We start from the raw sequence: 22,486 nt of genomic DNA, 5'->3' as shown, positions 1-22,486 counted from the left end.
GTGGCGCACGGCGTGTGTGCCGGCTTCAAGGCAACGGCTTGGCCACCCGCGCAGGGCTGCGGGCGGCCAGCCCGGCGAACAGGTAATACAAGGCGGCCCCGAGCAACGACCCGGTGAACCAGCCATAGTCGTAGAACCAGCTGAAGCGGCTGCTGCCGATGGCCATAACGGTCAATGCCACCGGCACGCCGAAGGCGGCAAACCCGGCCCAGTTCCAGGCCGGGTAAACGTCGTCACGGTACAGCCCGGCCAGGTCCAGCTGCTGGCGACGCACCAGGAAGTAGTCCACCACCATGATGCCGGCAATCGGCCCCAGCAGGCTGGAGTAGCCCAGCAGCCAATTGGAATACACGCTTTCAAGGCTGAGGTCGGACACAATCAAGCCCAGCTTCTTCAGCAACTCGTGGCCCATCAGGGCCAAGCCGATGAACCCGGTAAGCCATACCGCCCGGCTGCGGCCAATCAAACGCGGGGCAATGTTCTGGAAATCGTTGGTGGGCGAGACGATGTTCGCCGCCGTGTTGGTCGACAGAGTGGCTATCACGATCAGCGCCATGGCCAGGGCCACCCAGAACGGGCTGTGGATCTTGCCGATCAGGCTGACCGGGTCCGACACGGTTTCGCCCACCAGCGACGCGGAAGCCGCCGTGAGTACCACGCCCAATGACGCAAACAGGAACATGGTCAACGGCAAACCGAAAATCTGCCCCAGAATCTGGTCCTTCTGGCTGCGTGCATAGCGGCTGAAGTCCGGTATGTTCAGCGACAGCGTGGCCCAGAAACCGACCATGGCGGTAAGCCCGGCGCAGAAGTAGCCGACCATGCTTGCCCCCTCGGGGCGCTTGGGCGGCTGGGCCAGCAGTTCGGTCATCGACATGTGCGGCAGTGCCCATACCAGCAGGCCCAGGCCCACCGCCACCAGCAACGGCGCCGAAAGGGTTTCGAGCCACTTGATGGACTCGGCACCGCGCAGCACCACCCACAGGTTCAGGCACCAGAAAATCATGAAGCCGATCACCTCGCCGGTGCCGCCCAGGGCCTTCCAGCCCTCGAACACCGAGCCCAGGAACAGGTGGATGGCCAGCCCGCCGAACAAGGTCTGGATGCCGAACCAGCCGCAGGCCACCACCGCCCGCACCAGGCACGGTACATTCGAACCCAACACACCAAACGACGAGCGCAGCAGTACCGGGAACGGGATACCGTACTTTGTCCCGGGGAACGCATTGAGCGTCAGCGGAATCAGCACGATCAGGTTGGCCAACAGGATGGCCATCAACGCTTCGCCCACGCTCAGGCCAAAATAGGCCGTGAGCACGCCCCCGAGGGTGTAGGTGGGCACACACACCGACATGCCGACCCACAGTGCAGTGATGTGCCATTTGTTCCAGGTGCGCTGGTGCACCTTGGTAGGTGCGATGTCGGCGTTGTAGCGCGGGCTGTCGAGTACATCGCTGCCCTCGCACAGCTCGAACAGGCCATTTTGCTCGACCACTTGAGATCTGCTCTGTTGCATGGGGCCTTCTCCAGATTTGTTGTAGTTGTTTGCTCATCGGGCTAACGCGATGGCCGGAGTACACACGCTGAATGTGGTTAAAATCTTGACCAGATCTGTATCTTGTCAAGTCAGTCAATGTCCTCTGAAACCCGCATGCTAGACCGCGAAATAATTATTTGTTGTTTATTTTCAATAACTTAAAAACCACAAAATTCGTGGGAATTATTTCTTGCTGAATGCGCAATCAGCATCTAGCCTCGATTCTTGTCAGGCCTGACAGGATCAAAACCTGCCAGGCCTGCCCCGACAATTCCAAGAACCGGCCAAGACCGGTCAGCCTGCGAGGAAGACGGTATGCCCCTGTTGATCCGTGGCGCCACCGTGGTCACCCACGAAGAAAGCTACCCCGCCGATGTGCTGTGTGCCGGGGGCCTGATCCAGGCCATCGGCCAGAACCTTGAAGCACCCACCGACTGCGAAATACTCGATGGCAGCGGCCAATACCTGATGCCTGGCGGCATCGACCCGCACACCCACATGCAACTGCCGTTCATGGGCACGGTGGCCAGCGAAGACTTCTTCAGCGGCACCGCTGCCGGGCTCGCGGGCGGTACCACGTCCATCATTGATTTCGTCATCCCCAACCCTCAGCAATCGCTGCTGGAGGCTTTCCACACCTGGCGCGGCTGGGCACAGAAAAGCGCCAGCGACTATGGCTTCCACGTCGCTATCACCTGGTGGAGCGAGCAGGTGGCCGAAGAAATGGGCGAACTGGTGAGCCAGCATGGGGTAAACAGCTTCAAGCACTTCATGGCGTACAAGAACGCGATCATGGCCGCCGACGACACCTTGGTGGCCAGCTTCGAGCGCTGCCTGCAACTGGGCGCGGTGCCCACCGTGCATGCCGAAAACGGCGAGCTGGTGTACCACCTGCAGAAAAAACTGCTGGCCCAGGGCATGACCGGGCCCGAAGCGCACCCGCTGTCGCGCCCCTCCCAAGTTGAGGGAGAAGCGGCAAGCCGAGCCATCCGCATCGCCGAAACCCTGGGCACCCCGCTGTACCTCGTGCATATCTCCAGCCGCGAGGCCCTGGACGAAATCACCTATGCGCGCAGCAAGGGCCAACCGGTCTACGGTGAAGTGCTGCCGGGGCATCTGCTGCTGGATGACAGTGTGTACCGCGACCCCGACTGGGCGACCGCCGCCGGCTACGTGATGAGCCCGCCGTTCCGCCCACGCGAACACCAGGAGGCCCTGTGGCACGGCCTGCAGTCTGGCAACCTGCACACCACGGCCACCGACCATTGCTGCTTCTGCGCCGAGCAGAAAGCCATGGGGCGGGATGACTTCAGCCGCATCCCCAATGGCACTGCGGGCATCGAGGACCGCATGGCCGTGTTGTGGGATGCCGGGGTGAACAGCGGGCGCCTGTCCATGCACGAGTTCGTCGCGCTGACCTCCACCAACACGGCGAAAATCTTCAACCTGTTCCCCCGCAAGGGCGCCGTGCGCGTGGGGGCAGACGCCGACCTGGTGCTGTGGGACCCGCACGGCACCCGCACCCTCTCGGCCAAGACCCACCACCAGCGCGTGGACTTCAACATCTTCGAAGGGCGCACGGTACGTGGCATACCCAGCCACACCATCAGCCAGGGCAAGGTGGTGTGGGCCGATGGTGACCTGCGCGCCGAAGCCGGGGCGGGCCGTTACGTGCAGCGCCCAGCGTACCCGTCGGTGTACGAGGTACTGGAGCGCCGGGCCGAGCACCAGCGCCCTACACCTGTGCAGCGCTGAGCACCTGCCACGCAACCCTCGCGTTGTCTGCACTCATAAAAAAAAGAGGCTACCACCGTGACCGATCCCCTGAACCATCTGCCGCGCCCCCAGGCCCGCGCAGACCAGTTGGCCGAGCGCTTCAGCGACCTGGCCCCACCCCTCACCGCCCGCCAGGCCGCCGTAGAAAGCGCGCGCTGCCTGTACTGCTATGACGCACCGTGCATCAATGCCTGCCCCAGTGAAATCGACATCCCGTCGTTCATCCACCGTATCAGCGACGAAAACCTTCAGGGGGCGGCCCAGCGCATTCTCTCGGCCAACATCCTCGGCGGCAGCTGCGCCCGCGTATGCCCTACCGAAATTCTCTGCCAGCAGGCCTGCGTGCGGAACAATGCCCAGGAATGCGCACCCGTATTGATCGGCCAGTTGCAACGCTATGCACTGGATAACGCGCACTTTACAGAACACCCGTTTCGGCGCTCACCGGCCACCGGCAAACGTATCGCCGTGGTCGGTGCCGGCCCGGCCGGGCTGTCGTGCGCCCACCGCCTGGCACTGCATGGGCACGAGGTGGTGGTGTTCGAAGCCAGTGACAAGCCAGGCGGCCTGAACGAATACGGCATCGCCCGCTACAAGCTGGTGGACGACTATGCCCAGCGTGAAGTGGCGTTTCTGCTGGGCATTGGCGGTATCGAAATCCGCCACGGCCAGCGCCTGGGCGGCAACCTCAGCCTGGCCAGCCTGCGGGAGCAGTACGACGCGGTGTTCCTGGGCCTGGGCCTGAATGCCGTGCGCGCCTTGGGCCTGCCGGATGAACATGCCCCGGGGCTGCTGCCGGCTACCCACTACATCCGCGAACTGCGTCAGGCCGATGACCTGAGCCAGTTGCCCCTGGCCGACCGCTGCCTGGTGATCGGCGCCGGCAACACTGCCATCGACATGGCCGTGCAGATGAGCCGCCTGGGTGCACGCGACGTCAACCTGGTGTACCGCCGCGGCCACGCCGACATGGGCGCCACGGACCACGAGCAGGCCATCGCCAAGGCCAACCAGGTGCGCCTGCATACCTGGGCACGCCCCGACACCGTGCTGCTGAACGAAGCCGGGCAGGTGCGCGGCATGCGCTTTGCCCGCACCACCCTGGCAGAGGGCCGCCTGAGCGACACGGGCGAAACCTTCGAACTGGCCGCCGACGCCATTTTCAAGGCCATCGGCCAGGGCTTCGACGATGCCAGCCTGGCCGACCCGGCCGCCGCCCAGCTGGCGCGCGAGGGGGAGCGCATTCGGGTAGACGCGCACATGCGCACCAGCCTGCCGGGCGTGTATGCCGGCGGCGACTGCACCGCGCTGGGCCAGGACCTCACCGTGCAGGCAGTGCAACACGGCAAGCTGGCGGCTGAAGCCATCCATGCCCAACTGATGACCAACGTGGAGGCTGCGTAATGGCTGACCTGTCGATCGAATTTGCCGGCATCAAGGCACCCAACCCCTTCTGGCTGGCGTCAGCGCCGCCTACCGACAAAGCCTACAACGTGGTACGGGCCTTCGAGGCGGGCTGGGGCGGCGTGGTGTGGAAGACCCTGGGCGAAGACCCGGCTGCGGTGAACGTGTCGTCGCGCTACTCGGCGCACTACGGCGCCAACCGCGTGGTGCAAGGCATCAACAATATCGAGCTGATCACCGACCGCTCGCTGGAAATCAACCTGCGTGAAATCACCCAGGTAAAGCGCGACTGGCCTGACCGGGCGCTGATCGTGTCGCTGATGGTGCCGTGCGAAGAAAACGCCTGGAAATTCATTTTGCCCCTGGTGGAAGCCACCGGTGCAGATGGGATCGAGCTGAACTTCGGCTGCCCCCACGGCATGCCCGAACGCGGCATGGGCGCCGCAGTGGGCCAGGTGCCGGAGTACGTGGAAATGGTCACGCGCTGGTGCAAGGCCTACTGCTCGCTCCCCGTGATCGTCAAGCTCACGCCCAACATCACCGACATTCGCCAGTCGGCACGCGCCGCTCACCGGGGCGGGGCCGATGCGGTGTCGTTGATCAACACCATCAACTCCATCACCAGCGTCGACCTGGAGCGCATGGTGGCCCACCCCATCGTCGGCGACCAGAGCACCCACGGCGGCTATTGCGGGTCGGCGGTAAAACCGATTGCCCTGAACATGGTGGCAGAGATCGCCCGCGACCCGGCGACGCACGGCCTGCCCATCTGCGGCATTGGGGGCATTGGCAGTTGGCGGGATGCCGCCGAGTTCATCGCCCTGGGCAGCGGTGCGGTGCAAGTGTGCACGGCGGCGATGCTGCATGGCTTTCGCATCGTGGAAGACATGAAGGACGGGCTGGCGCGCTGGATGGACCAGCACGGGCATCGCAGCCTGGAAGCATTCCGTGGCCAGGCGGTGGAGCACACCACTGACTGGAAGTACCTGGACATCAACTACAAGTCCATCGCCCACATCGATCCGCAAACCTGCATTGGCTGTGGCCGCTGCCACATCGCCTGCGAAGACACATCACACCAGGCGATCGCCAGCACCCCTGCAGCCGATGGCACCCATGTTTACCAGGTGATCGAGGAAGAATGCGTGGGCTGCAACCTGTGCCAGATCACCTGCCCGGTGCAGGACTGCATCGAGATGGTGGCCCAGGACACCGGCAAGCCCTACCTGAACTGGACCCAGGACCCACGCAACCCCTACCGCGAGGCCAGTTGAGGCCAAGCCTGCGCATCAGGGCTCCAGGCCGATGCCCCGTAGGATCACGCAGGTCACTGTCTGCACCGCGCGCTCGAAGGCGCGGTCAGACAGCGGCTGGCCGCCGTTGAGCAGGGTTACCTGGAAACCGAAGTCCGCGTAGTGCTGGGTGGAAGCCCAGATCATGTACAGCAGCGCAGACGGCTCCACCGGCTGAATGCGCCCCTCTTCTACCCAACGGCGGATCTTGGCCTCCTTCAGCCGGGCCCAGGGCACCAGGCTTTCGCTGAGGTTGATGCCCAGCACCGGGGCACCGTGCAGCATCTCCTCGGCCCAGATCCGCGAACCCAGCGGCCGCGACCGGGAATGGCCCATCTTCGCCCGTATGTAGCTGGTCAGCACCACACGCGGGTCATCGAAATGCTCGAAGCACTGGGCGTCCTGCTTCCATTCCTCCAGCAAGTCTTGCAGCACGGCACGGAACAGCTCGTCCTTGGTGGTGAAGTAGTAGTGCAGGTTGGAACGCGGCAGCCCGGCCTGCTCGGCGATGTCGCCCATGGACGTGCCGCCGTAGCCCTGCTCGGCGAACACTTTTTCCGCAGCTTGCAGAATTTTTTGCACGTTACGCCGGCGTATCTCGATCTTGTGGTTGGCCATCAGCCCACTGCCATCAGAAGGTAATACGCAAGGTTACCCCATGTAGGACGATAGGCCGCAAAGCGGCCCCGCCTCCTACCCACACCTCGCCCTGTCCCGCGCCGGACACTGTGCCCGGTGCAAGTTGATGGCCGTATTGATAATGCCGATATGGCTGAACGCCTGCGGGAAGTTGCCCAGCATGCGCTGGTCGGCCGGGTCGTACTGCTCGGCCAGCAGCCCCACGTCATTGCACAGGCCGGTCAGCCGCTCATACAGCGCCTGCGCTTCGGCCTGGCGCCCTAACAGCACATACACATCTGCCAGCCAGAACGAACACACCAGGAACGTGCCCTCGCCTGCAGTCAGGCCGTCACCGCAGCTGTCGGTGTCATAGCGCAGCAGCAGGCCGTTTTTCAGCAGGCGCTGCTCGATCTGCTCCAGCGTGCGCAGAAAACGTGGGTCCTCTGCGGGCAGGAAGCCGGTCAGGGCAATGTGCAGCAGGCTGGCATCCATCTCCGCAGAACCATACGCCTGGACGAAGTGACTGCCCCCGGCATCCAGGCCCTGCTCGCATACCTCCTGGTGGATCTGGTCGGCCACCTGGCGGTAATGGCGGGCCTGTTCGCGGCCTTCTTCCGTGGTTTCGGCAAGCCCGGCGGCACGGTCGAACGCCACCCAGGCCATGACCTTGGAGTGCACGAAGTGCTGCCGACCGCCACGCACTTCCCAGATGCCTTCATCCGGGTCACGCCAAATGCTTTCGAGGTACGGCAGGATCAGCCGGGCGATGGCGGCACTGCGTGGGTGCCGAGGCAGCCCGCCGCGAATGGCCTGGCTCATGGCATCGGCGAGCTCGCCGTAGATGTCCAGCTGGGTCTGCGCCGATGCCGCGTTGCCTACGCGCACCGGCTGGGAGTGCTCGTAACCGGCCAGCCACGGCAGGGTGTACTCCTGCAAGTCCCGTTCACCGGCCAGGCCGTACATGATCTGCATCTGCTCGGGGTTGCCGGCGACCGAGCGCAGCAACCATTCGCGCCACGCCTGCGCCTCTTCGAAGTAACCCAGGTTCATGAACGCCAGCAAGGTCATGGTGGCATCGCGCAGCCAGCAGAAGCGGTAGTCCCAGTTACGCTCACCCCCCAGGCGCTCGGGCAGCGAGGTGGTCACTGCGGCGACGATGCCCCCGGTAGGTGCGTAGGTCATGGCCTTGAGCACCAGCAACGAGCGGCGCACCAGCGCCGTGTACGGCCCCACCTCCGGGCAACGGAAAGCAAAGGTTTCCCACTGGTCCACAGTGTCCTTGAGCGAGGCGTCGACATCCTGGTCGGGCTGCACCGGCAGGTGCGACAGCTGGTGGCGCAGGCTGAAGACCTGCCGCTCGCCAGCGCCCACCCGGAACCGCGCACCGGTGTGGTGATCGCGGGCGTGGGGCGGCACGCTGGTCGCCAGAATCAACCGGTCCGGCCCCGCCACGGCGCTGAGGGTAAGGGGCGCCAGGCGCTCGACCCAGGGCACCGTGCGCCCGTAGTCGAAGCGCATCACCAGGTCCATCTCGAAGTTGATTTCGCCGCTGATGCCCTCGACGATGCGCACCACCGAATTGACCTCACCCAGCGGCATGAAATCCAGCACACGGGCACGCCCGGTGGCCGTTACCCAGGTGGTTTCCAGCACCAGCGTGTCGTCCAGGTAGCGCCGGCTGCAGTGCTCCACTGGGTCGCACGGCGCCAGGCGCCACCGGCCGTTTTCTTCGTTGCCCAGCAGCGCCGCGAACACCGCAGGGGCATCGAAACGCGGCAGGCACAGCCAGTCGATCGAGCCGTCCTTGCTGACCAGGGCAGCACTGCGGCAGTTGCCCAGCAGGGCGTAGTCTTCAATATGAGCAGGCATTGAGGTTCCTGTGTGTGATTGCTGTCGGGCTCAACCCAAGCGGTGCCACTCGCGCTTGTCGCGGGCGAGCAACGCATTGCCCGCTTCGGGCCCATCTTCCCCTGCCGCGTAATCGTGCACCTCGCCGCCTGTTGCCCAGGCATCCAGAAACGGCTGCACCGCCCGCCAGCCGTTCTCGATGTTGTCGGCGCGCTGGAACAACGTCTGGTCGCCGGTGAGGCAGTCGTAGATCAAGGTCTCGTACCCGGTGGCAGGGGTCATCTTGAAGTAGTCCTTGTAGGCAAAGCCCAGCTCCACGTTTTCCATCACCAGCTCGGGGCCAGGGCGTTTGGCCTGCAGGTCGAACCACATGCCCTCGTTGGGCTGGATCTGGATTTTCAGGTAGTTGGGCTTGGGCCGCTCCAGCTCCGACTCGCGGAACTGGGCATAAGGCGCAGGCTTGAAGCAGATGGCGATTTCGGTGTCACGCACGCTCATCCGTTTGCCCGTGCGCAGGTAGAACGGCACGCCGGCCCAGCGCCAGTTGTCGATCATCACCTTCAGCGCGACGAAGGTCTCGGTCTGGCTGTCCTCGGCAACGTTCTCTTCCTGGCGGTACCCGGCAATCTGCTTGCGCCCCTGCTTGCCAGTCACGTACTGGCCACGCACGGAGTTCTTCAATGCCATCTTGGTGGACCAAGGCCGGATGGCACCGATGACCTTGGCTTTTTCGCCCCGCACGGCATCGGCGGCAAACGCGGCAGGCGGCTCCATGGCCACCATTGCCAGCAGCTGGAACAGGTGGTTGGGCACCATGTCGCGCAACGCGCCAGTGCTGTCGTAGAAGGCACCCCGGGTTTCTACGCCCACGGTTTCAGCTGCCGTGATCTGGATGTGATCGATGTAGTGGTTGTTCCAGAACGATTCGAACAGGCCGTTGGAGAACCGGCTGACCATGATGTTCTGCACCGTTTCCTTGCCCAGGAAGTGGTCGATGCGGTAGATCTGCCGCTCGTCCATCACCTTCAACAGGCAGGCATTGAGCGCCTGGGCGCTGGCCAGGTCGGTGCCGAAGGGTTTTTCCACCACCAGGCGGCGAAAGCCACCGCCCGATTCATCCAGCAAGCCCGCCTCACCCAGCCGCTGGGCCACCTCGGGGAAAAAGCGCGGTGAGGTGGCGAGGTAGAAAATGGCGTTGCCATGGCGGGTCTTGTTGACCCGTTCGGCAATGGCCTGGTACGTGGCCGGGTCCATGAAATCGCCGGTCTGGTAGTCCAGGCGTTTGGCCAGGCCGGCCCAGAGGGTTTCGTCCAGGCTGGCAGGCGCACCTTCGCCGCCCTTGTCGCGCTCGGCGATGAAGGTGTGCAGGCGTTCGGCAAATTCCTCGGCGGTGGCAGTGTTGTGGTCCACACCCACAATGCGCAGGTTGCGGTCCAACAGGCCATCACGGCTGAGGTTGTAAAGCGCCGGCATCAGCAGGCGCTTTACCAGGTCGCCATTGGCGCCAAACAGAAACAGGGTGCACGGTGGGGCAGCGGGGGTTTTCTGTTTTTTGCTCATTCAGGTTTTTTCTCGACGTGGCCACCAAACCCCAGGCGCATGGCCGAGAGCACTTTGTCACCGTAGGTACCCTGTTGCTGCCGGGAGCGGAACCGTGCGAACAGCGCGCTGGACAGCACCGGCACCGGCACCGCCTGCTCCACTGCGGCATCTACCGTCCAGCGCCCTTCGCCGCTGTCCGACACCGAGCCGCTGAACTGGGCAAGCTGAGGGTCGGCGGCCAGCGCGTCGGCGGTGAGGTCCAACAGCCAGGACGTCACCACGCTGCCGCGTCGCCACACTTCGGCAATTTCCGCCACATTCAGGTCGAAGCGCTGGTCTTCGGGCAATTCGGTACCGCCCTTGCTGCGCAGCAGGTCGAAGCCTTCGGCATAGGCCTGCATCAGCCCGTATTCGATGCCGTTATGCACCATCTTCACGTAGTGCCCGGCGCCAGGCGGGCCGGCGTGAATGTACCCGTGCTCGGCACGCTGGTGTTCACCGCTCAGGCCATGGGTACGCGGGATTTCACCCACGCCAGGGGCGAGTGCCAGAAACAGCGGTTCCAGCCGCTCGAACACGTCCTTTTCGCCGCCAATCATCATGCAGTAGCCACGCTCCAGCCCCCACACGCCACCGGACGTGCCCACGTCCAGGTAATGCAGCCCGCGCGTGGCCAGCTCGGCGGCGCGGCGCATGTCGTCCTTGTAGAAGGTGTTGCCGCCGTCGATGATCGCATCCCCCGGTTCCAGCAGGTCGGCAAGCTGGGCGATGGTCTGTTCGGTAGGCTCACCTGCCGGCAACATCACCCACACCGCACGGGGTGCCTGCAGCTGTGCCACCAATGCGCCCAGGTCCTGGGCAGGTTGGCTGCCCTCACCTTCCAGCGCGGTAACGGCATCCAGGTTGCGGTCGTGCACCACGGTGTGGTGGCCGGCGCGCATCAGCCGCCTTGCGATATTGCCGCCCATGCGGCCAAGCCCGACGATTCCCAATTGCATGAGCCGATGCTCCCCTTCTGGATTCTGGAATGGATGACGACAGTTCAGCCTTTCAGGTTAGTCCAGCGCGCTGCGCGAGGGTTCAGCGACGAACGGCACAAGGCTAAGCGCCGCTTCATAGACCACGCTGCATCATCACGCACCATCACAGTGCAGCCATGATGGTCAGTGCCCCGCAGCTTGCCCTCGGATGTGCCCCACCCGGGCCCGCTTGCGCTGGCGGCGCAAGCGCCAACGTTTGCGTCTGGCACGGGGCCTGACAATAGTGACCAGCGGGTCACATTTGTCACATTTTCTACCCTACACTCGATTGTCGGCCCAGCTTTTGCTGGGGGTGTAAGTGACGAAAATAAGTCGAACTTTCACGAAAGCCGGCAGGTCAGGACATAAGTAGGCCAACGCAATGGGAAATCTGCCCAATCGGCCCACCCACCCCAGACAGTCCATTTGCCTTTCGGCCGGAATGCCGATTGAGCCGCGCTCGTGCGCATGACCCAGGGGCATGGAACGCAGTAAGCAGAATTCGGAAACAGAGAGAACCACATATACGTAATACGGCCGCGTTATCAGCACCCGGCCAAGCTTAGGGATGGAGAGAAAGAATGATCAGTGCCGCTGTCGAGCCTCATGTAGCTACCTTGTTCACCACAGACCATCGCGAACCGCTCATCCCGGAGCTCCCCCCGGCAGGCAAGGCACCCGGCGCCCAGCGCCAGAACAACCCGAACAAGCGCAAGGTGCTGTTCGTGACTTCGGAAATCGCTGACCTGGTCAAGACCGGCGGCCTGGGTGACGTCTCCGCCGCCCTGCCCCGCGCCCTGGCGCACCTGCATGATGTACGGGTGCTGATCCCCGGCTACACCCAGGTGATGGACAGCGACAACCCCATTCACATCGTGGGTGAACTGGGCGGCCACGCGGCCCTGCCCCCCTGCAAGATCGGGCGCATGGACCTGCCCGACGGATTGGTGATCTATGTGCTGATCTGCCCTGAGCTGTACCAGCGCCCCGGTACCCCGTACGCTGCCGAAAACGGCCGCGACTGGCCGGACAACCATATCCGTTTCGCCCGCCTGGGCCTGGCCGCCGCCGAAATTGCGGCCGGTGAAGGCATGATCCACTGGAAGCCCGAGCTGGTACATGCCCACGACTGGCCTGCCGGTTTGGCGCCTGCCTACATGCACTGGCGCGGCCTGAGCACCCCTACCCTGTTCACCATCCACAACCTGGCCTACCAGGGCGTGTACAGCCGTGCCTGCAGCCCGGAACTGGCGATCCCCGACCACGCCATGCAGCAGGAAGGCATGGAGTTCTACGGCAAGCTGTCGTTCCTCAAGGCAGGCCTGGCTTATTCCAGCCACATCACCACCGTCAGCGCCACCTATGCCCAGGAGATCACCACGCCGGAGTTTGGCTGCGGCCTGGATGGCTTCCTGGCCAGCAAGGCCCAGCAGGGGCTGCTGGGGGGTATCCCCAACGGTATCGATGACAGCTGGGATGCCGCCACCGACACCTACCTGCAGCACAATTTCAGCCTCAATGACTGGGACGGCAAGGCGCGCAACGCCGAGGCGGTGCGTGAACTGTTCGAACTGGAACCGTCCGAAGGGCCGTTGTTTGCCGTGGTGTCGCGCCTGGTCTACCAGAAAGGCCTGGACCTGACCTTGGGTGTTGCCGAATACATTGTCGAGCAAGGCGGCCAGATCGGGATCATCGGCCGCGGCGAGCCCGAAGAAGAGCAGGCCATGCGCGAGCTGGCCCTGCGCCACCCTGGCCGTATCGGAGTACGCATCGGCTTCAACGAAACCGATGCTCGGCGGATGTTCGCCGGCAGCGACTTCTTGCTCATGCCATCGCGCTACGAGCCCTGCGGCCTGAGCCAGATGTATGCCCAGCGCTTTGGCTCGCTGCCGGTAGCCCGTAACACCGGCGGCCTGGCCGACACCATCGAGAACGGTGTCACTGGCTTCCTGTTCAATGAATCGACCGTCGAAAGCTACCGCGAAGCGCTGAGCCGCGCCTTCTACATCTACCAGAAAAAGGACCTGCTCAACGCCATGCGCTGCCTGTCGATGACGCAGCCATTCAACTGGTGCCAAGCCGTTGAACCCTATGCGCGCCTTTACGAGGACCTGGTCAAGCAGGCTCACCTGGCTTATTACTGAAAAAGGGGTCGAAGATGCACAGGCATGGCGCACACTCACTGGACGCCACGTCGGCGCGCTTCGCCCTCTGGGCACCCGACGCGCGCAGCGTGAGCTTGGAATTGCAGCAACAACCTGGGGTTGAATTAAAGGCAGAGGGTGACGGCTGGTTTAGCGTTGATGCATCTGCCAAGCCCGGGGACCGCTACACCTATCGCATTGACGGCAAGCTGCAAGTGGCCGACCCGGCATCGCGCTTTCAGCCTGAGGGCGTTCACGGCCCAAGCCAGCTGGTGGATCTGGCTGGCCATGCCTGGCAACACACCTGGCAGGGCCGGCCTTGGCATGAAGCAGTCATTCAGGAGGTGCACGTCGGCGTACTGGGTGGCTATGAAGGCGTGGCACGCCAGTTGCCACGCATGGCCGCAACCGGCATCACCGCTATCGAACTGATGCCCGTTGGCGAGTTCCCGGGCACCCGCAACTGGGGCTACGATGGCGTGCTGCCCTACGCGGCGCAGCACACCTATGGCACCCCCGAGCAGCTGTGCAGCCTGATCGACCAGGCCCACGGCCATGGCCTGATGGTGATGCTGGACGTTGTGTACAACCACTTCGGCCCGGACGGCAACTTCCTGCATGCCTACGCTGGCCCCTTCTTCCGGGAAGACCGCCAGACCCCTTGGGGCGCGGCCATTGACTTCCGCCGCCCGGAAGTGCGCGAGTACTTCATCCAGAACGCCCTGATGTGGCTGTGCGACTACCGCTTCGACGGGCTGCGCCTGGATGCCGTGCACGCCATCGACCAGCCCGACTTCCTGGTTGAACTGGCACGTCGCGTGCGCGAGGCGGTGGAGCCTGGCCGGCAGATTTGGCTGGTGCTGGAGAACGAGCACAACCAGGCGTTTCTGCTGGAACAAGGCTTTGATGCGCAGTGGAACGATGACGGCCACAACGCGCTGCATGTATTGCTCACAGGCGAGACCGAGGGCTATTACGAAGACTACAAGCACCAGCCGATCAACAAGCTGGCCCGGTGCCTGAGTGAGGGCTTTGTCTTCCAGGGCGAACCCAACCGCCATGGCCAACCCCGCGGCGAGCCGAGCGGACATCTACAGCCCAGCGCCTTTGTGCTGTTCCTGCAGAACCACGACCAGATCGGCAACCGGGCGATGGGCGAGCGCCTCACCCGCCTGGCACCGCCTGCCGCGCTGCGGGCAGCCACGGGTTTGCTGTTGCTGAGCCCGATGATTCCGCTGCTGTTCATGGGCGATGATGACGGCAGCCGTGCACCGTTCCTGTTCTTCACCGACTTCCACGATGAGTTGGCCGACGCGGTGCGCGAAGGCCGCCGGGGCGAGTTCGAGCACTTCGCCGCGTTTGCCGACCCGGAGCAACGGGCGCGCATCCCCGACCCCAACGCCCGGCAGACCTTCGATGACTCGCGGCCCGATGCACAGGATGTGCTGGCGGGCTGGCACGGGCTGTACCAGCAGTTGCTGGCGGTACGTAGGCAACAGTTGATGCCGCGCCTGCCTGGTACACGTGCTCTGGGTGCAGAAGTGTTGGCAGACAAGGCACTCAGCGCCCGTTGGCAGCTGGGTGATGGCAGCACGCTACGCATCGACCTCAACCTCTCCGAGCAGCCGCTCACGTTGCATGCGCCGCCTGCCGGTGCCTGCCTGTTCGACAGCGGCGACACGGCCCACCCGGGCTCTACCCTTTCCCCTTACAGCTGCGTGGTCACCTTGCTGCCCGCTGGCCAGGAGGCGCCATGAGCGAAACCTTGCTCCATAAACTGGCCAGCGCAGCCGGGTTGGCACGCGACTGGGTCGATGCCAACAACAAGCCGCAGCAAGTCAGTGATGACGTGTTGCGCCAGGTGCTTGAAGCGCTCGGCCATGCTGCGGCGGATGATGCGCAGGTTCGCGAAAGCCTGGCAGACCTCCAGCACAGCGACGATGCCGACCATGTGCCCCCGTTGTTGACTGCAGACCAAGGCGAGCCGCTCGACCTCTCACGCTATTTTGCCAGCGGCGCAGCAGTGCGCTGTGAGCTGGAGGACGGCAACCAGACGGAACTGGCGCTGGACGCCCATGCCCGGCTGCCCGGCACCCTGCCGGTGGGTTACCACCAGCTTGAGGTGTCGGGGCATGGGTTCACGCTGGCCGTGGCACCAGCCGGCTGCCTGTCGTTGCACGAGGTAGCCGAAGAAGCCCCCGCACGCTGCTGGGGCCTTTCAGCGCAGCTCTACAGCTTGCGCCGCCCCGGCGACGGGGGCTACGGCGACTGCCTGGCCCTGGAACAGCTGGCCCGCAGCGCCGCCGAGCGCGGCGCAGACGCACTGGCCATAAGCCCTATTCACGCGTTGTCCGCCTTCGAGCAGGAGCACTACAGCCCCTACTCACCCTCCAGCCGCCTGCTGCTGAACACCCTGTACGCCAGCCCAGCCGCCATCCTGGGGGAGCGCGCTGTAAGGACGGCCATCGTCAGCAGTGGGCTTGAGCAGGCACTCGAAGCGCTGGAGCAGGAACCGCTGGTGGACTGGCCGCGTGCAGCCGACTTCCGCTTCCAGCTGCTGCGTGCGCTGTACAAGGATTTTTGCCAGGGCGACCACCCCCTGCGCACCGATTTCGAAAGCTTCCGCGACGACGCCGGGGAAGCGCTGGAACATCACTGCCGCTTCGAGGTACTGCAAGCCAAGGCGGTGGATGAAGGCCTGGGCGCCGACTGGCGCAAATGGCCAGCCGAGTGGCGCGACCCGTATCACCCGAGCGTGCAGAGCCTTGCCGAAAGCTACCCGTCCAGCGTGGAATTCCATGCCTTCTGCCAGTGGCTGACCGAGCGCAGCGTGCGCCGTGCTCAACAGGCCGCCACAGGCAACGGCATGGGCATCGGGCTGATTGCAGACCTGGCGGTGGGGGCCGATGGCGCCGGTAGCCAGGCCTGGAGCCGCCAAGACGAATTGCTGGCCAACCTCACCGTGGGCGCGCCGCCCGATATCCTCAACCGCGCCGGCCAGGACTGGGGCATTTGCGGGTTCTCACCCGAGGGCCTGAAGCGCAACGGCTACCGCGCCTTCATCGAAATGCTCAGGGCCAACATGGCCAACGCCGGCGGCCTGCGCATCGACCACGTCATGGGCCTGCGCCGGTTGTGGGTGATCCCCCGTGGCGCCAAGCCCAGCGAAGGTGCCTACCTGAATTACCCGCTGGAAGACCTGCTGCGGCTGCTGGCGCTGGAGTCGGTGCGCAACCAGGCGGTCATCCTGGGAGAAGACCTGGGCACAGTGCCGGACGGGCTGCGCGAAGCCTTGGCGGCCAAGAATGTGTTGGGCATGCGTGTATTGCCGTTCGAGCAAGCCTCGCCCGGCAAATTCACACCCATCATGGACTGGCCCGACGACGCCCTGGCCACCACCGGCACCCACGACCTCGCCCCCGTGGCTGGTTGGCTGCAGAACCGCGATATCGACTGGAGCCACCGCCTGGGGCTGGTCGATGCCGCCACCGAGCAACACTGGCGCGCCGACCGCCAGAAGGAACACGACGGCCTGCGCCGTACGCTGGAAACCAACTATGGCCCGCTTGAGGACACCTCTGCCGTGATCGATGCCGCTATCCGTTATGTAGGCCATACCCGCGCACCCTTGGTACTGGTCCCGCTCGAAGACCTGCTCGGCCTGGACGAACAGCCCAACATGCCCGGCACCACCGATGGCCACCCCAACTGGCGCCGCCGCTTTGCCCTGCCCGCCGACCGCATGCTGGACGATGCAGACGCCGCACGGCGCCTGGAGCTGCTGGCCCAAGCCCGCGAGCAAGCCTGGGAGCGCGACCGATGAAGCCGCTTACCGCCACGCTGCGCCTGCAATTTCACAGCGACTTCACTCTCGACCACGCCCTGCCGCTGGTGCCCTACTTCGCCCAGCTGGGCATCAGCCACCTGTACGCATCGCCCCTGCTGAAAGCCCGCGCCGGGTCGCGGCACGGCTACGACGTGGTCGACCCTACACAGGTAAACCCGGAACTGGGCGGTGAGGCTGCCCTGGAGCGCCTGGTGGCCGCTTTGCGCCAGCACGGCATGGGGCTGATCGTAGACACGGTATCCAACCACATGGCCGTGGGCGGGGCCGACAACCCGTGGTGGCAGAGCCTGCTGGCCTGGGGCCGGCGCAGCCCCTATGCCGAATTCTTCGATATCCAGTGGCACTCGGCCGACCCATTGCTGGCTGGCCAGTTGCTGCTGCCGTTCCTGGGCAGCGACTACGGCGTGGCCCTGAAAGAGGGCGAGATCCCGCTTGAATTCGACAAGGCCAACGGCGTACTCCAGATTGCCCATTACGAGCACCGCTTCCCGATTTGCCCGGTGGACTATGGCTGGATCCTGGCGCTAAGCCCGGACCCGGCGCTGGCAGCCCTGGCTGAGCACTTCACCGCTTTGGGTGACTCGGCTGCACCCGTGGAGGAAGCCCTCCCCCTGCAAGCTGAATTGGCGCGCCTGGTGCGCGAAGGTGCCGATCTGGAGTCGGCATTGGTGGCCTTCGACAGCCGCAGCGAAGCGGGCTTCAAGCGCCTGCACCTGCTGCTGGAACGTCAGACCTATCGCCTGGCCAGCTGGCGCACGGCAGCGGACGACATCAACTGGCGGCGTTTCTTCGACATCAACGAACTGGGCGGCCTGCGGGTCGAACGCTCGGTGGTGTTCGAAGCCACCCATGCCAAGCTGTTCGAACTGATCGAGCGCGGCTTGGTGGACGGCCTGCGCATCGACCACATCGACGGCCTGGCCGACCCACGCGGCTACTGCCGCAAGCTACGCCGCCGCGTCACCAGCCTGATGGCCAGCCGCCCGCCGCAGGCGTCGCTTGAGCACTTCCCCATTTATGTGGAGAAGATCCTGGGCGTGGATGAGCACCTGCATCGCGACTGGCTCACCGACGGCACCACCGGCTACGAATTCATGAACCAGGTGTCGCTGTTGCAGCACGACCCCGCCGGCGAAGCGCCGCTGACGGAACTGTGGGCGAATGTGAGCGAGCGCCCGGATTACGCCGAAGAAATCCGCCTGGCGCGGCACCTGGTGCTCAACGCCAGCCTGGCTGGTGACTGCGAGTCGGTGGCCCAGGCATTGTTGCAGGTGGCGCGCAACGACCTGATGACCCGCGACCTGTCCCTGGGCGCTATCCGCCGAGCGTTGCAAGCACTGGTGGCGCAATACCCGGTGTACCGCACCTACTTCAACGCCTGCGGCAGGCCGGCTGAGGACGAGGGCTTTTTCCAGCAGGCTCTGGAAGGCGCCCGGCAAGACCTCAGCGAGGCAGACTGGCCCTTGCTGGAGCAAATGGAGAAGTGGCTGGGTGGCGAAGGCTGGCGCCAGCTGCCGCCAGGGCGGGCACGCAAGCAACTGCGCCATGCCTGTGTACGCTTCCAGCAACTGACTGCCCCCAGCGCCGCCAAGGCCGTGGAGGACACCGCCTTCTACCGCAGCGCACGCCTGCTGTCGCGCAACGATGTGGGCTTTGAAGCCGAGCGCTTTGGCGCACCACTGGACGACTTCCACAATGAGGCGCAGCGGCGCTTGCGGGACTTCCCCGATAACCTGCTGGCCACTGCCACCCACGACCACAAGCGCGGCGAGGATACCCGTGCCCGCCTGGCGGTGCTCAGCGAACGTGCGCCCTGGCTCGCCAGCCGCCTGGAGCACTGGCGCGAGCTGGCCGAGCCGCTGCGTGAGCCGCTGGACGACGGCGTGGCCCCCAGCCCCGGCGACGAGTACATGCTGCTGCAAACCCTGCTGGGCACCTGGCCCCTAGGCCTGGATGTAGATGACCACCAAGGCCTGGAGCAGTACGCCGAACGGGTTCGCCAATGGCAGCAGAAGGCCCTGCGCGAGGCCAAGCTGCGCAGCAGCTGGAACGCACCCAACGAAGCCTATGAAGCCAGCTGCGTACGCTATCTGGATGGCTTGCTGCTGAACGACGACCACCTGCAGTTGCGCAAGTCCGTGGCGGATGCCGCGCAGTTGATCAGTTGCCCCGGCGCGCTCAACAGCCTGGTGCAGGCCCTGATGCGCATGACCGTGCCTGGTGTGCCCGACCTGTACCAGGGCAACGAGTACTGGGATTTCAGCCTGGTCGACCCAGACAACCGCAGGCCGGTGGATTACCCGGCGCGGCGCGCCTCGCTGACCGACAATGCGCCGCTGCCCGAGCTGCTGGCTAACTGGCAGGACGCACGGGTCAAACAGGCATTGGTTGCGCGTGTGCTCGACTGCCGCATGGCCCACCCTGAGCTGTTCCGCCGTGGGGCCTACCTGCCCCTTGCCGTGCAAGGCAAGCACGCTGACAAGGTTGTGGCATTCGCCCGCCTGGGGGACAGCGAACGGGCGGTGATTGTTGCCCCACGCCTGGCCAGCTCGCTGCTGGGCGCGGCTGCGACGCCCCTGATCCCAGCTCAGAATTGGGACGATACGCGGGTAATTCTGCCGTTTGCCTTTTCCCCTGCCAACTCGACTGGACTTTTCGGTGCAAGCGTTGTCAGCCCTGTAAGAGAGTTGAAGTTAAGCGCCGTACTTTCCGAGTTTCCGGTCAACGTGTTGATCGAACACAACTAGCATTCAGGAGCGTCACGATGAGTGTCAACGATAAGCGGATACGCGAATTTGCCTACCAGATCTGGGAGTCGGAGGGGAAACCGGAAGGCCACGAAGAACGCCATTGGGAAATGGCGCGCAAGTTGGCCGAAGCGGAGGCCCTGGCCCCCGATGCGAAAGCCAAGGGCAAGGCCAAGCCTGCACCCAAGGCCAAACCCGGGGACAAACCCGCTGCCAAGCCCAAGGCAGCTGCGGCGCCCAAACCACCGGCCGACCCCAAGGTTGCAGCGCTGCCTGCAGGCGACAAGCCTGCCGCTGCCAAAAAACCTCGCGCGGTGAAAAAACCCACCGCGAGCTGAGCCTTCAACGGTTCTGCCGCTGGCAGGCAGCCACTGACCACGAGCGATTCGTGAACCAGGCCTGTCGGCGGCAGAGGCGTAGCAATACCCACACTATCCAGCCCTATACGGCCATTCGAGGATTGCCATGAGCCCGCGCACCCCAAAGAAAACCCGCTCCGTTGCACCATCGCGCATTCGCGAAGGCTTACCGTTCCCCCTCGGCGCCAACTGGGATGGCCTTGGCGTCAACTTCGCCATCTTCTCGGCCAATGCCACCAAGGTTGAACTGTGTATTTTTGACGCCTCTGGCGAGAAGGAACTCGAGCGCATCGAGTTGCCGGAATACACCGACGAGATCTACCACGGCTACCTGCCCGACGCTCACCCTGGGCTGGTTTACGGCTACCGCGTACACGGCCCCTACGAGCCGGAAAACGGTCACCGCTTCAACCCCAACAAGCTGCTGATCGACCCCTACGCCAAGCAGCTGGTGGGCGAACTGAAATGGTCCGAAGCCTTGTTCGGCTACACCATCGGCCACCCCGATGGCGACCTGTCGTTCGATGAGCGTGACAGTGCCCCCTTCGTGCCCAAGTGCAAGGTAATCGACCCGGCCTTCACCTGGGGCCGTGACCAGCGCGTGCAAACCCCGTGGGACCGCACCATCGTCTACGAGGCCCACGCCAAGGGCATCAGCATGCGCCACCCGGCAGTGCCCGAGAAGCTGCGCGGCACCTTCGCCGGCCTTGCCAATGACGAGCTGCTCAAACACATCAAGGACCTGGGCGTTTCCAGCATCGAACTGCTGCCCATTCATGCCTTCGTCAACGACCAGCACCTGCTGCAGAAAGGCCTGAACAACTACTGGGGCTACAACAGCATCGCCTTTTTCGCCCCGCACCCGGCGTACCTGGCCAGTGGCAAGATCGCCGAATTCAAGGAAATGGTCGCGCACCTGCATGATGCCGGCTTGGAGCTGATTCTGGATGTGGTGTACAACCACACCGCCGAAGGCAACGAGATGGGCCCCACGCTGTCGATGCGCGGCATCGACAACGCCTCGTACTACCGCCTGATGCCGGACAACAAGCGTTACTACATCAACGATTCCGGCACTGGCAACACCCTGGACCTGAGCCATTCCTGCGTGCTGCAGCTGGTCACCGATTCGCTGCGCTACTGGGCAGGCGAGATGCACGTCGACGGCTTCCGCTTCGACCTGGCGACCATTCTGGGCCGCTACCACGACGGCTACAGCGAACGCCACAGCTTCCTGGTAGCTTGCCGCCAGGACCCATTGCTGCGCCAGGTGAAGCTGATTGCCGAGCCCTGGGACTGCGGCCCTGGGGGCTACCAGGTGGGTAACTTCGCGCCGGGCTGGGCAGAATGGAACGACAAGTTCCGTGACACGGTGCGGGCCTTCTGGAAAGGTGACGAGGGGCAGTTGGCAGACTTTGCAGCGCGCATGACGGGCTCTGGCGACCTGTTCAACAACCGGGGGCGCAGGCCGTACTCGTCGGTGAACTTCATCACCGCCCACGACGGTTTCACCCTGCGCGACCTGGTGTCGTATAACGAGAAGCACAACGAAGACAACGACGAGAACAACCAGGACGGCACCAGCAACAACGTGTCGTGGAACTGCGGCGCCGAGGGCCCTACCGAGGACCCGGAAATCAACGCCCTGCGCATGCGCCAGATGCGCAACTTCTTCGCCACCCTGCTGTTCGCCCAAGGCACGCCGATGATCGTGGCGGGGGACGAGTTCAGCCGCACCCAGCATGGCAACAACAATGCCTATTGCCAGGACAGCGAGATTGGCTGGGTGAACTGGGACCTGGATGACGAGGGCCAGGCCCTGCTGACGTTCGTCCGCCGCCTGACCCGCCTGCGCCTTAAATACCCCGTGCTACGCCGCTCGAGCTTCCTGGTCGGTGATTACAACGAGGCCATTGGGGTGAAGGACGTCACCTGGCTGGCGCCGGACGGCAACGAGATGAGCGTGGAGCAGTGGGAAGACCCGAATGGCCGTTGCCTGGGCATGCTGATCGACGGCCGTGCCCAGGTCAGCGGCATTGCACGGCCGGGTGCCGAGGCGACGGTGCTGCTGATCGTCAACGCGCACCATGACACCGTGCAGTTCAAATTGCCGACCGTACCTGAGGGCAACCACTGGGGTTGCGTGATCGACACCGACCGGCCGGAGCTGCGTAAAGCGCAGCAGCTGGAATTCGACAGCACGTTCGATGTGACAGGGCGTTCGGTGGTGTTGATGGTGTTGGAGCGCGAAGAGGAGTAAGGCCTGGTCGCGGCTGGGGGGGGTTCGCCGTGGCGGATGCGGTGCTTGGGAAACCAAGCGCCGCATACGCCACGGCTATCACCTCCCGGC

The 22,486-nt window shown here is 64.4% G+C and carries 14 protein-coding genes; 9 read left to right on the top strand and 5 right to left on the bottom strand.

Annotation, left to right across the window (positions count from 1 at the left end):
- Positions 1-25 precede the first annotated feature (25 nt).
- Positions 26-1,516, bottom strand: coding sequence for an NCS1 family nucleobase:cation symporter-1 (locus PPA02S_RS04230; RefSeq protein WP_028632324.1), 1,491 nt, complete (start codon positions 1,514-1,516; stop codon positions 26-28).
- Positions 1,517-1,852: 336 nt separating this feature from the next.
- Between PPA02S_RS04230 and hydA the strand changes: the two genes are divergently transcribed.
- From hydA to preA, 3 genes are read left to right on the top strand one after another with little or no spacing between them, the layout of a single operon-like run.
- Positions 1,853-3,292 carry a dihydropyrimidinase gene (gene hydA / locus PPA02S_RS04225; protein ID WP_028632323.1) on the top strand — a complete coding sequence of 480 codons (1,440 nt, stop codon included), beginning with the start codon at positions 1,853-1,855 and terminating at the stop codon, positions 3,290-3,292.
- Positions 3,293-3,349: 57 nt separating this feature from the next.
- Complete coding sequence (locus PPA02S_RS04220; protein ID WP_028632322.1) at positions 3,350-4,717, top strand: NAD(P)-dependent oxidoreductase; 1,368 nt, start codon at positions 3,350-3,352, stop codon at positions 4,715-4,717.
- Positions 4,717-5,991, top strand: coding sequence for an NAD-dependent dihydropyrimidine dehydrogenase subunit PreA (gene preA / locus PPA02S_RS04215; RefSeq protein WP_028632321.1), 1,275 nt, complete (start codon positions 4,717-4,719; stop codon positions 5,989-5,991). Before PPA02S_RS04220 ends, preA begins: the two co-directional genes overlap by 1 nt.
- 15 nt (positions 5,992-6,006) lie before the next feature.
- Here preA and PPA02S_RS04210 read toward each other — a convergent pair whose 3' ends face one another.
- The 4 genes from PPA02S_RS04210 to gnd form a co-directional block, all read right to left on the bottom strand.
- Positions 6,007-6,627: a TetR/AcrR family transcriptional regulator gene (locus PPA02S_RS04210; RefSeq protein ID WP_028632320.1), complete on the bottom strand. Its 621-nt coding sequence runs from the start codon at positions 6,625-6,627 to the stop codon at positions 6,007-6,009.
- 75 nt (positions 6,628-6,702) lie between these two features.
- Positions 6,703-8,499 (bottom strand): glycoside hydrolase family 15 protein, encoded by a 1,797-nt coding sequence (locus tag PPA02S_RS04205; protein ID WP_028632319.1) that lies wholly within the window; start codon positions 8,497-8,499, stop codon positions 6,703-6,705.
- Between the two features lie 30 nt (positions 8,500-8,529).
- Positions 8,530-10,038, bottom strand: coding sequence for a glucose-6-phosphate dehydrogenase (gene zwf, locus PPA02S_RS04200; protein ID WP_028632318.1), 1,509 nt, complete (start codon positions 10,036-10,038; stop codon positions 8,530-8,532).
- Positions 10,035-11,018, bottom strand: a complete 984-nt coding sequence (gene gnd / locus PPA02S_RS04195; protein ID WP_028632317.1) for a phosphogluconate dehydrogenase (NAD(+)-dependent, decarboxylating) — start codon at positions 11,016-11,018, stop codon at positions 10,035-10,037. The genes zwf and gnd overlap by 4 nt, the downstream gene beginning before the upstream one ends.
- Before the next feature lie 602 nt (positions 11,019-11,620).
- On the opposite strand from gnd, the gene glgA reads away from it, so the two are divergent.
- The 6 genes from glgA (at position 11,621) to glgX (ending at position 22,396) form a co-directional block, all read left to right on the top strand.
- A complete protein-coding gene (glgA, locus tag PPA02S_RS04190; protein ID WP_028632316.1) occupies positions 11,621-13,183 on the top strand; it encodes a glycogen synthase GlgA in 1,563 nt (520 codons plus the stop codon).
- Positions 13,184-13,197: 14 nt separating this feature from the next.
- Complete coding sequence (treZ, locus tag PPA02S_RS04185) at positions 13,198-14,940, top strand: malto-oligosyltrehalose trehalohydrolase (RefSeq protein ID WP_028632315.1); 1,743 nt, start codon at positions 13,198-13,200, stop codon at positions 14,938-14,940.
- Positions 14,937-17,006: a 4-alpha-glucanotransferase gene (gene malQ / locus PPA02S_RS04180; RefSeq protein WP_028632314.1), complete on the top strand. Its 2,070-nt coding sequence runs from the start codon at positions 14,937-14,939 to the stop codon at positions 17,004-17,006. Before treZ ends, malQ begins: the two co-directional genes overlap by 4 nt.
- The gene (locus tag PPA02S_RS04175) at positions 17,003-19,777 is read left to right on the top strand and encodes a malto-oligosyltrehalose synthase (protein ID WP_028632313.1); all 2,775 of its coding nucleotides are present in this window, start codon (positions 17,003-17,005) and stop codon (positions 19,775-19,777) included. The genes malQ and PPA02S_RS04175 overlap by 4 nt, the downstream gene beginning before the upstream one ends.
- A 17-nt stretch (positions 19,778-19,794) precedes the next feature.
- A complete protein-coding gene (locus tag PPA02S_RS04170) occupies positions 19,795-20,115 on the top strand; it encodes a DUF2934 domain-containing protein (protein ID WP_033727916.1) in 321 nt (106 codons plus the stop codon).
- A gap of 127 nt (positions 20,116-20,242) precedes the next feature.
- Complete coding sequence (glgX, locus tag PPA02S_RS04165; RefSeq protein ID WP_028632312.1) at positions 20,243-22,396, top strand: glycogen debranching protein GlgX; 2,154 nt, start codon at positions 20,243-20,245, stop codon at positions 22,394-22,396.
- Positions 22,397-22,486: the final 90 nt, after the last annotated feature.

Origin of the sequence: Pseudomonas parafulva NBRC 16636 = DSM 17004 (genome assembly GCF_000730645.1) — a bacterium.
GTDB classification, from domain to species: Bacteria; Pseudomonadota; Gammaproteobacteria; order Pseudomonadales; family Pseudomonadaceae; genus Aquipseudomonas; species Aquipseudomonas parafulva.
Note: the sequence above shows the minus strand (reverse complement) of the source record. Positions and strands in the feature narration are given on the sequence as shown.

Bases quoted from the DNA above. Each gene is read 5' to 3' on its own strand.
- gnd (WP_028632317.1), bottom strand. From the start codon at position 11,018: ATGCAATTGGGAATCGTCGGGCTTGGCCGCATGGGCGGCAATATCGCA.
- PPA02S_RS04210 (WP_028632320.1), bottom strand. From the start codon at position 6,627: ATGGCCAACCACAAGATCGAGATACGCCGGCGTAACGTGCAAAAAATT.
- hydA (WP_028632323.1), top strand. From the start codon at position 1,853: ATGCCCCTGTTGATCCGTGGCGCCACCGTGGTCACCCACGAAGAAAGC.
- preA (WP_028632321.1), top strand. From the start codon at position 4,717: ATGGCTGACCTGTCGATCGAATTTGCCGGCATCAAGGCACCCAACCCC.
- zwf (WP_028632318.1), bottom strand. From the start codon at position 10,038: ATGAGCAAAAAACAGAAAACCCCCGCTGCCCCACCGTGCACCCTGTTT.
- glgA (WP_028632316.1), top strand. From the start codon at position 11,621: ATGATCAGTGCCGCTGTCGAGCCTCATGTAGCTACCTTGTTCACCACA.
- PPA02S_RS04230 (WP_028632324.1), bottom strand. From the start codon at position 1,516: ATGCAACAGAGCAGATCTCAAGTGGTCGAGCAAAATGGCCTGTTCGAG.
- malQ (WP_028632314.1), top strand. From the start codon at position 14,937: ATGAGCGAAACCTTGCTCCATAAACTGGCCAGCGCAGCCGGGTTGGCA.
- PPA02S_RS04170 (WP_033727916.1), top strand. From the start codon at position 19,795: ATGAGTGTCAACGATAAGCGGATACGCGAATTTGCCTACCAGATCTGG.
- treZ (WP_028632315.1), top strand. From the start codon at position 13,198: ATGCACAGGCATGGCGCACACTCACTGGACGCCACGTCGGCGCGCTTC.
- PPA02S_RS04175 (WP_028632313.1), top strand. From the start codon at position 17,003: ATGAAGCCGCTTACCGCCACGCTGCGCCTGCAATTTCACAGCGACTTC.
- PPA02S_RS04205 (WP_028632319.1), bottom strand. From the start codon at position 8,499: ATGCCTGCTCATATTGAAGACTACGCCCTGCTGGGCAACTGCCGCAGT.
- glgX (WP_028632312.1), top strand. From the start codon at position 20,243: ATGAGCCCGCGCACCCCAAAGAAAACCCGCTCCGTTGCACCATCGCGC.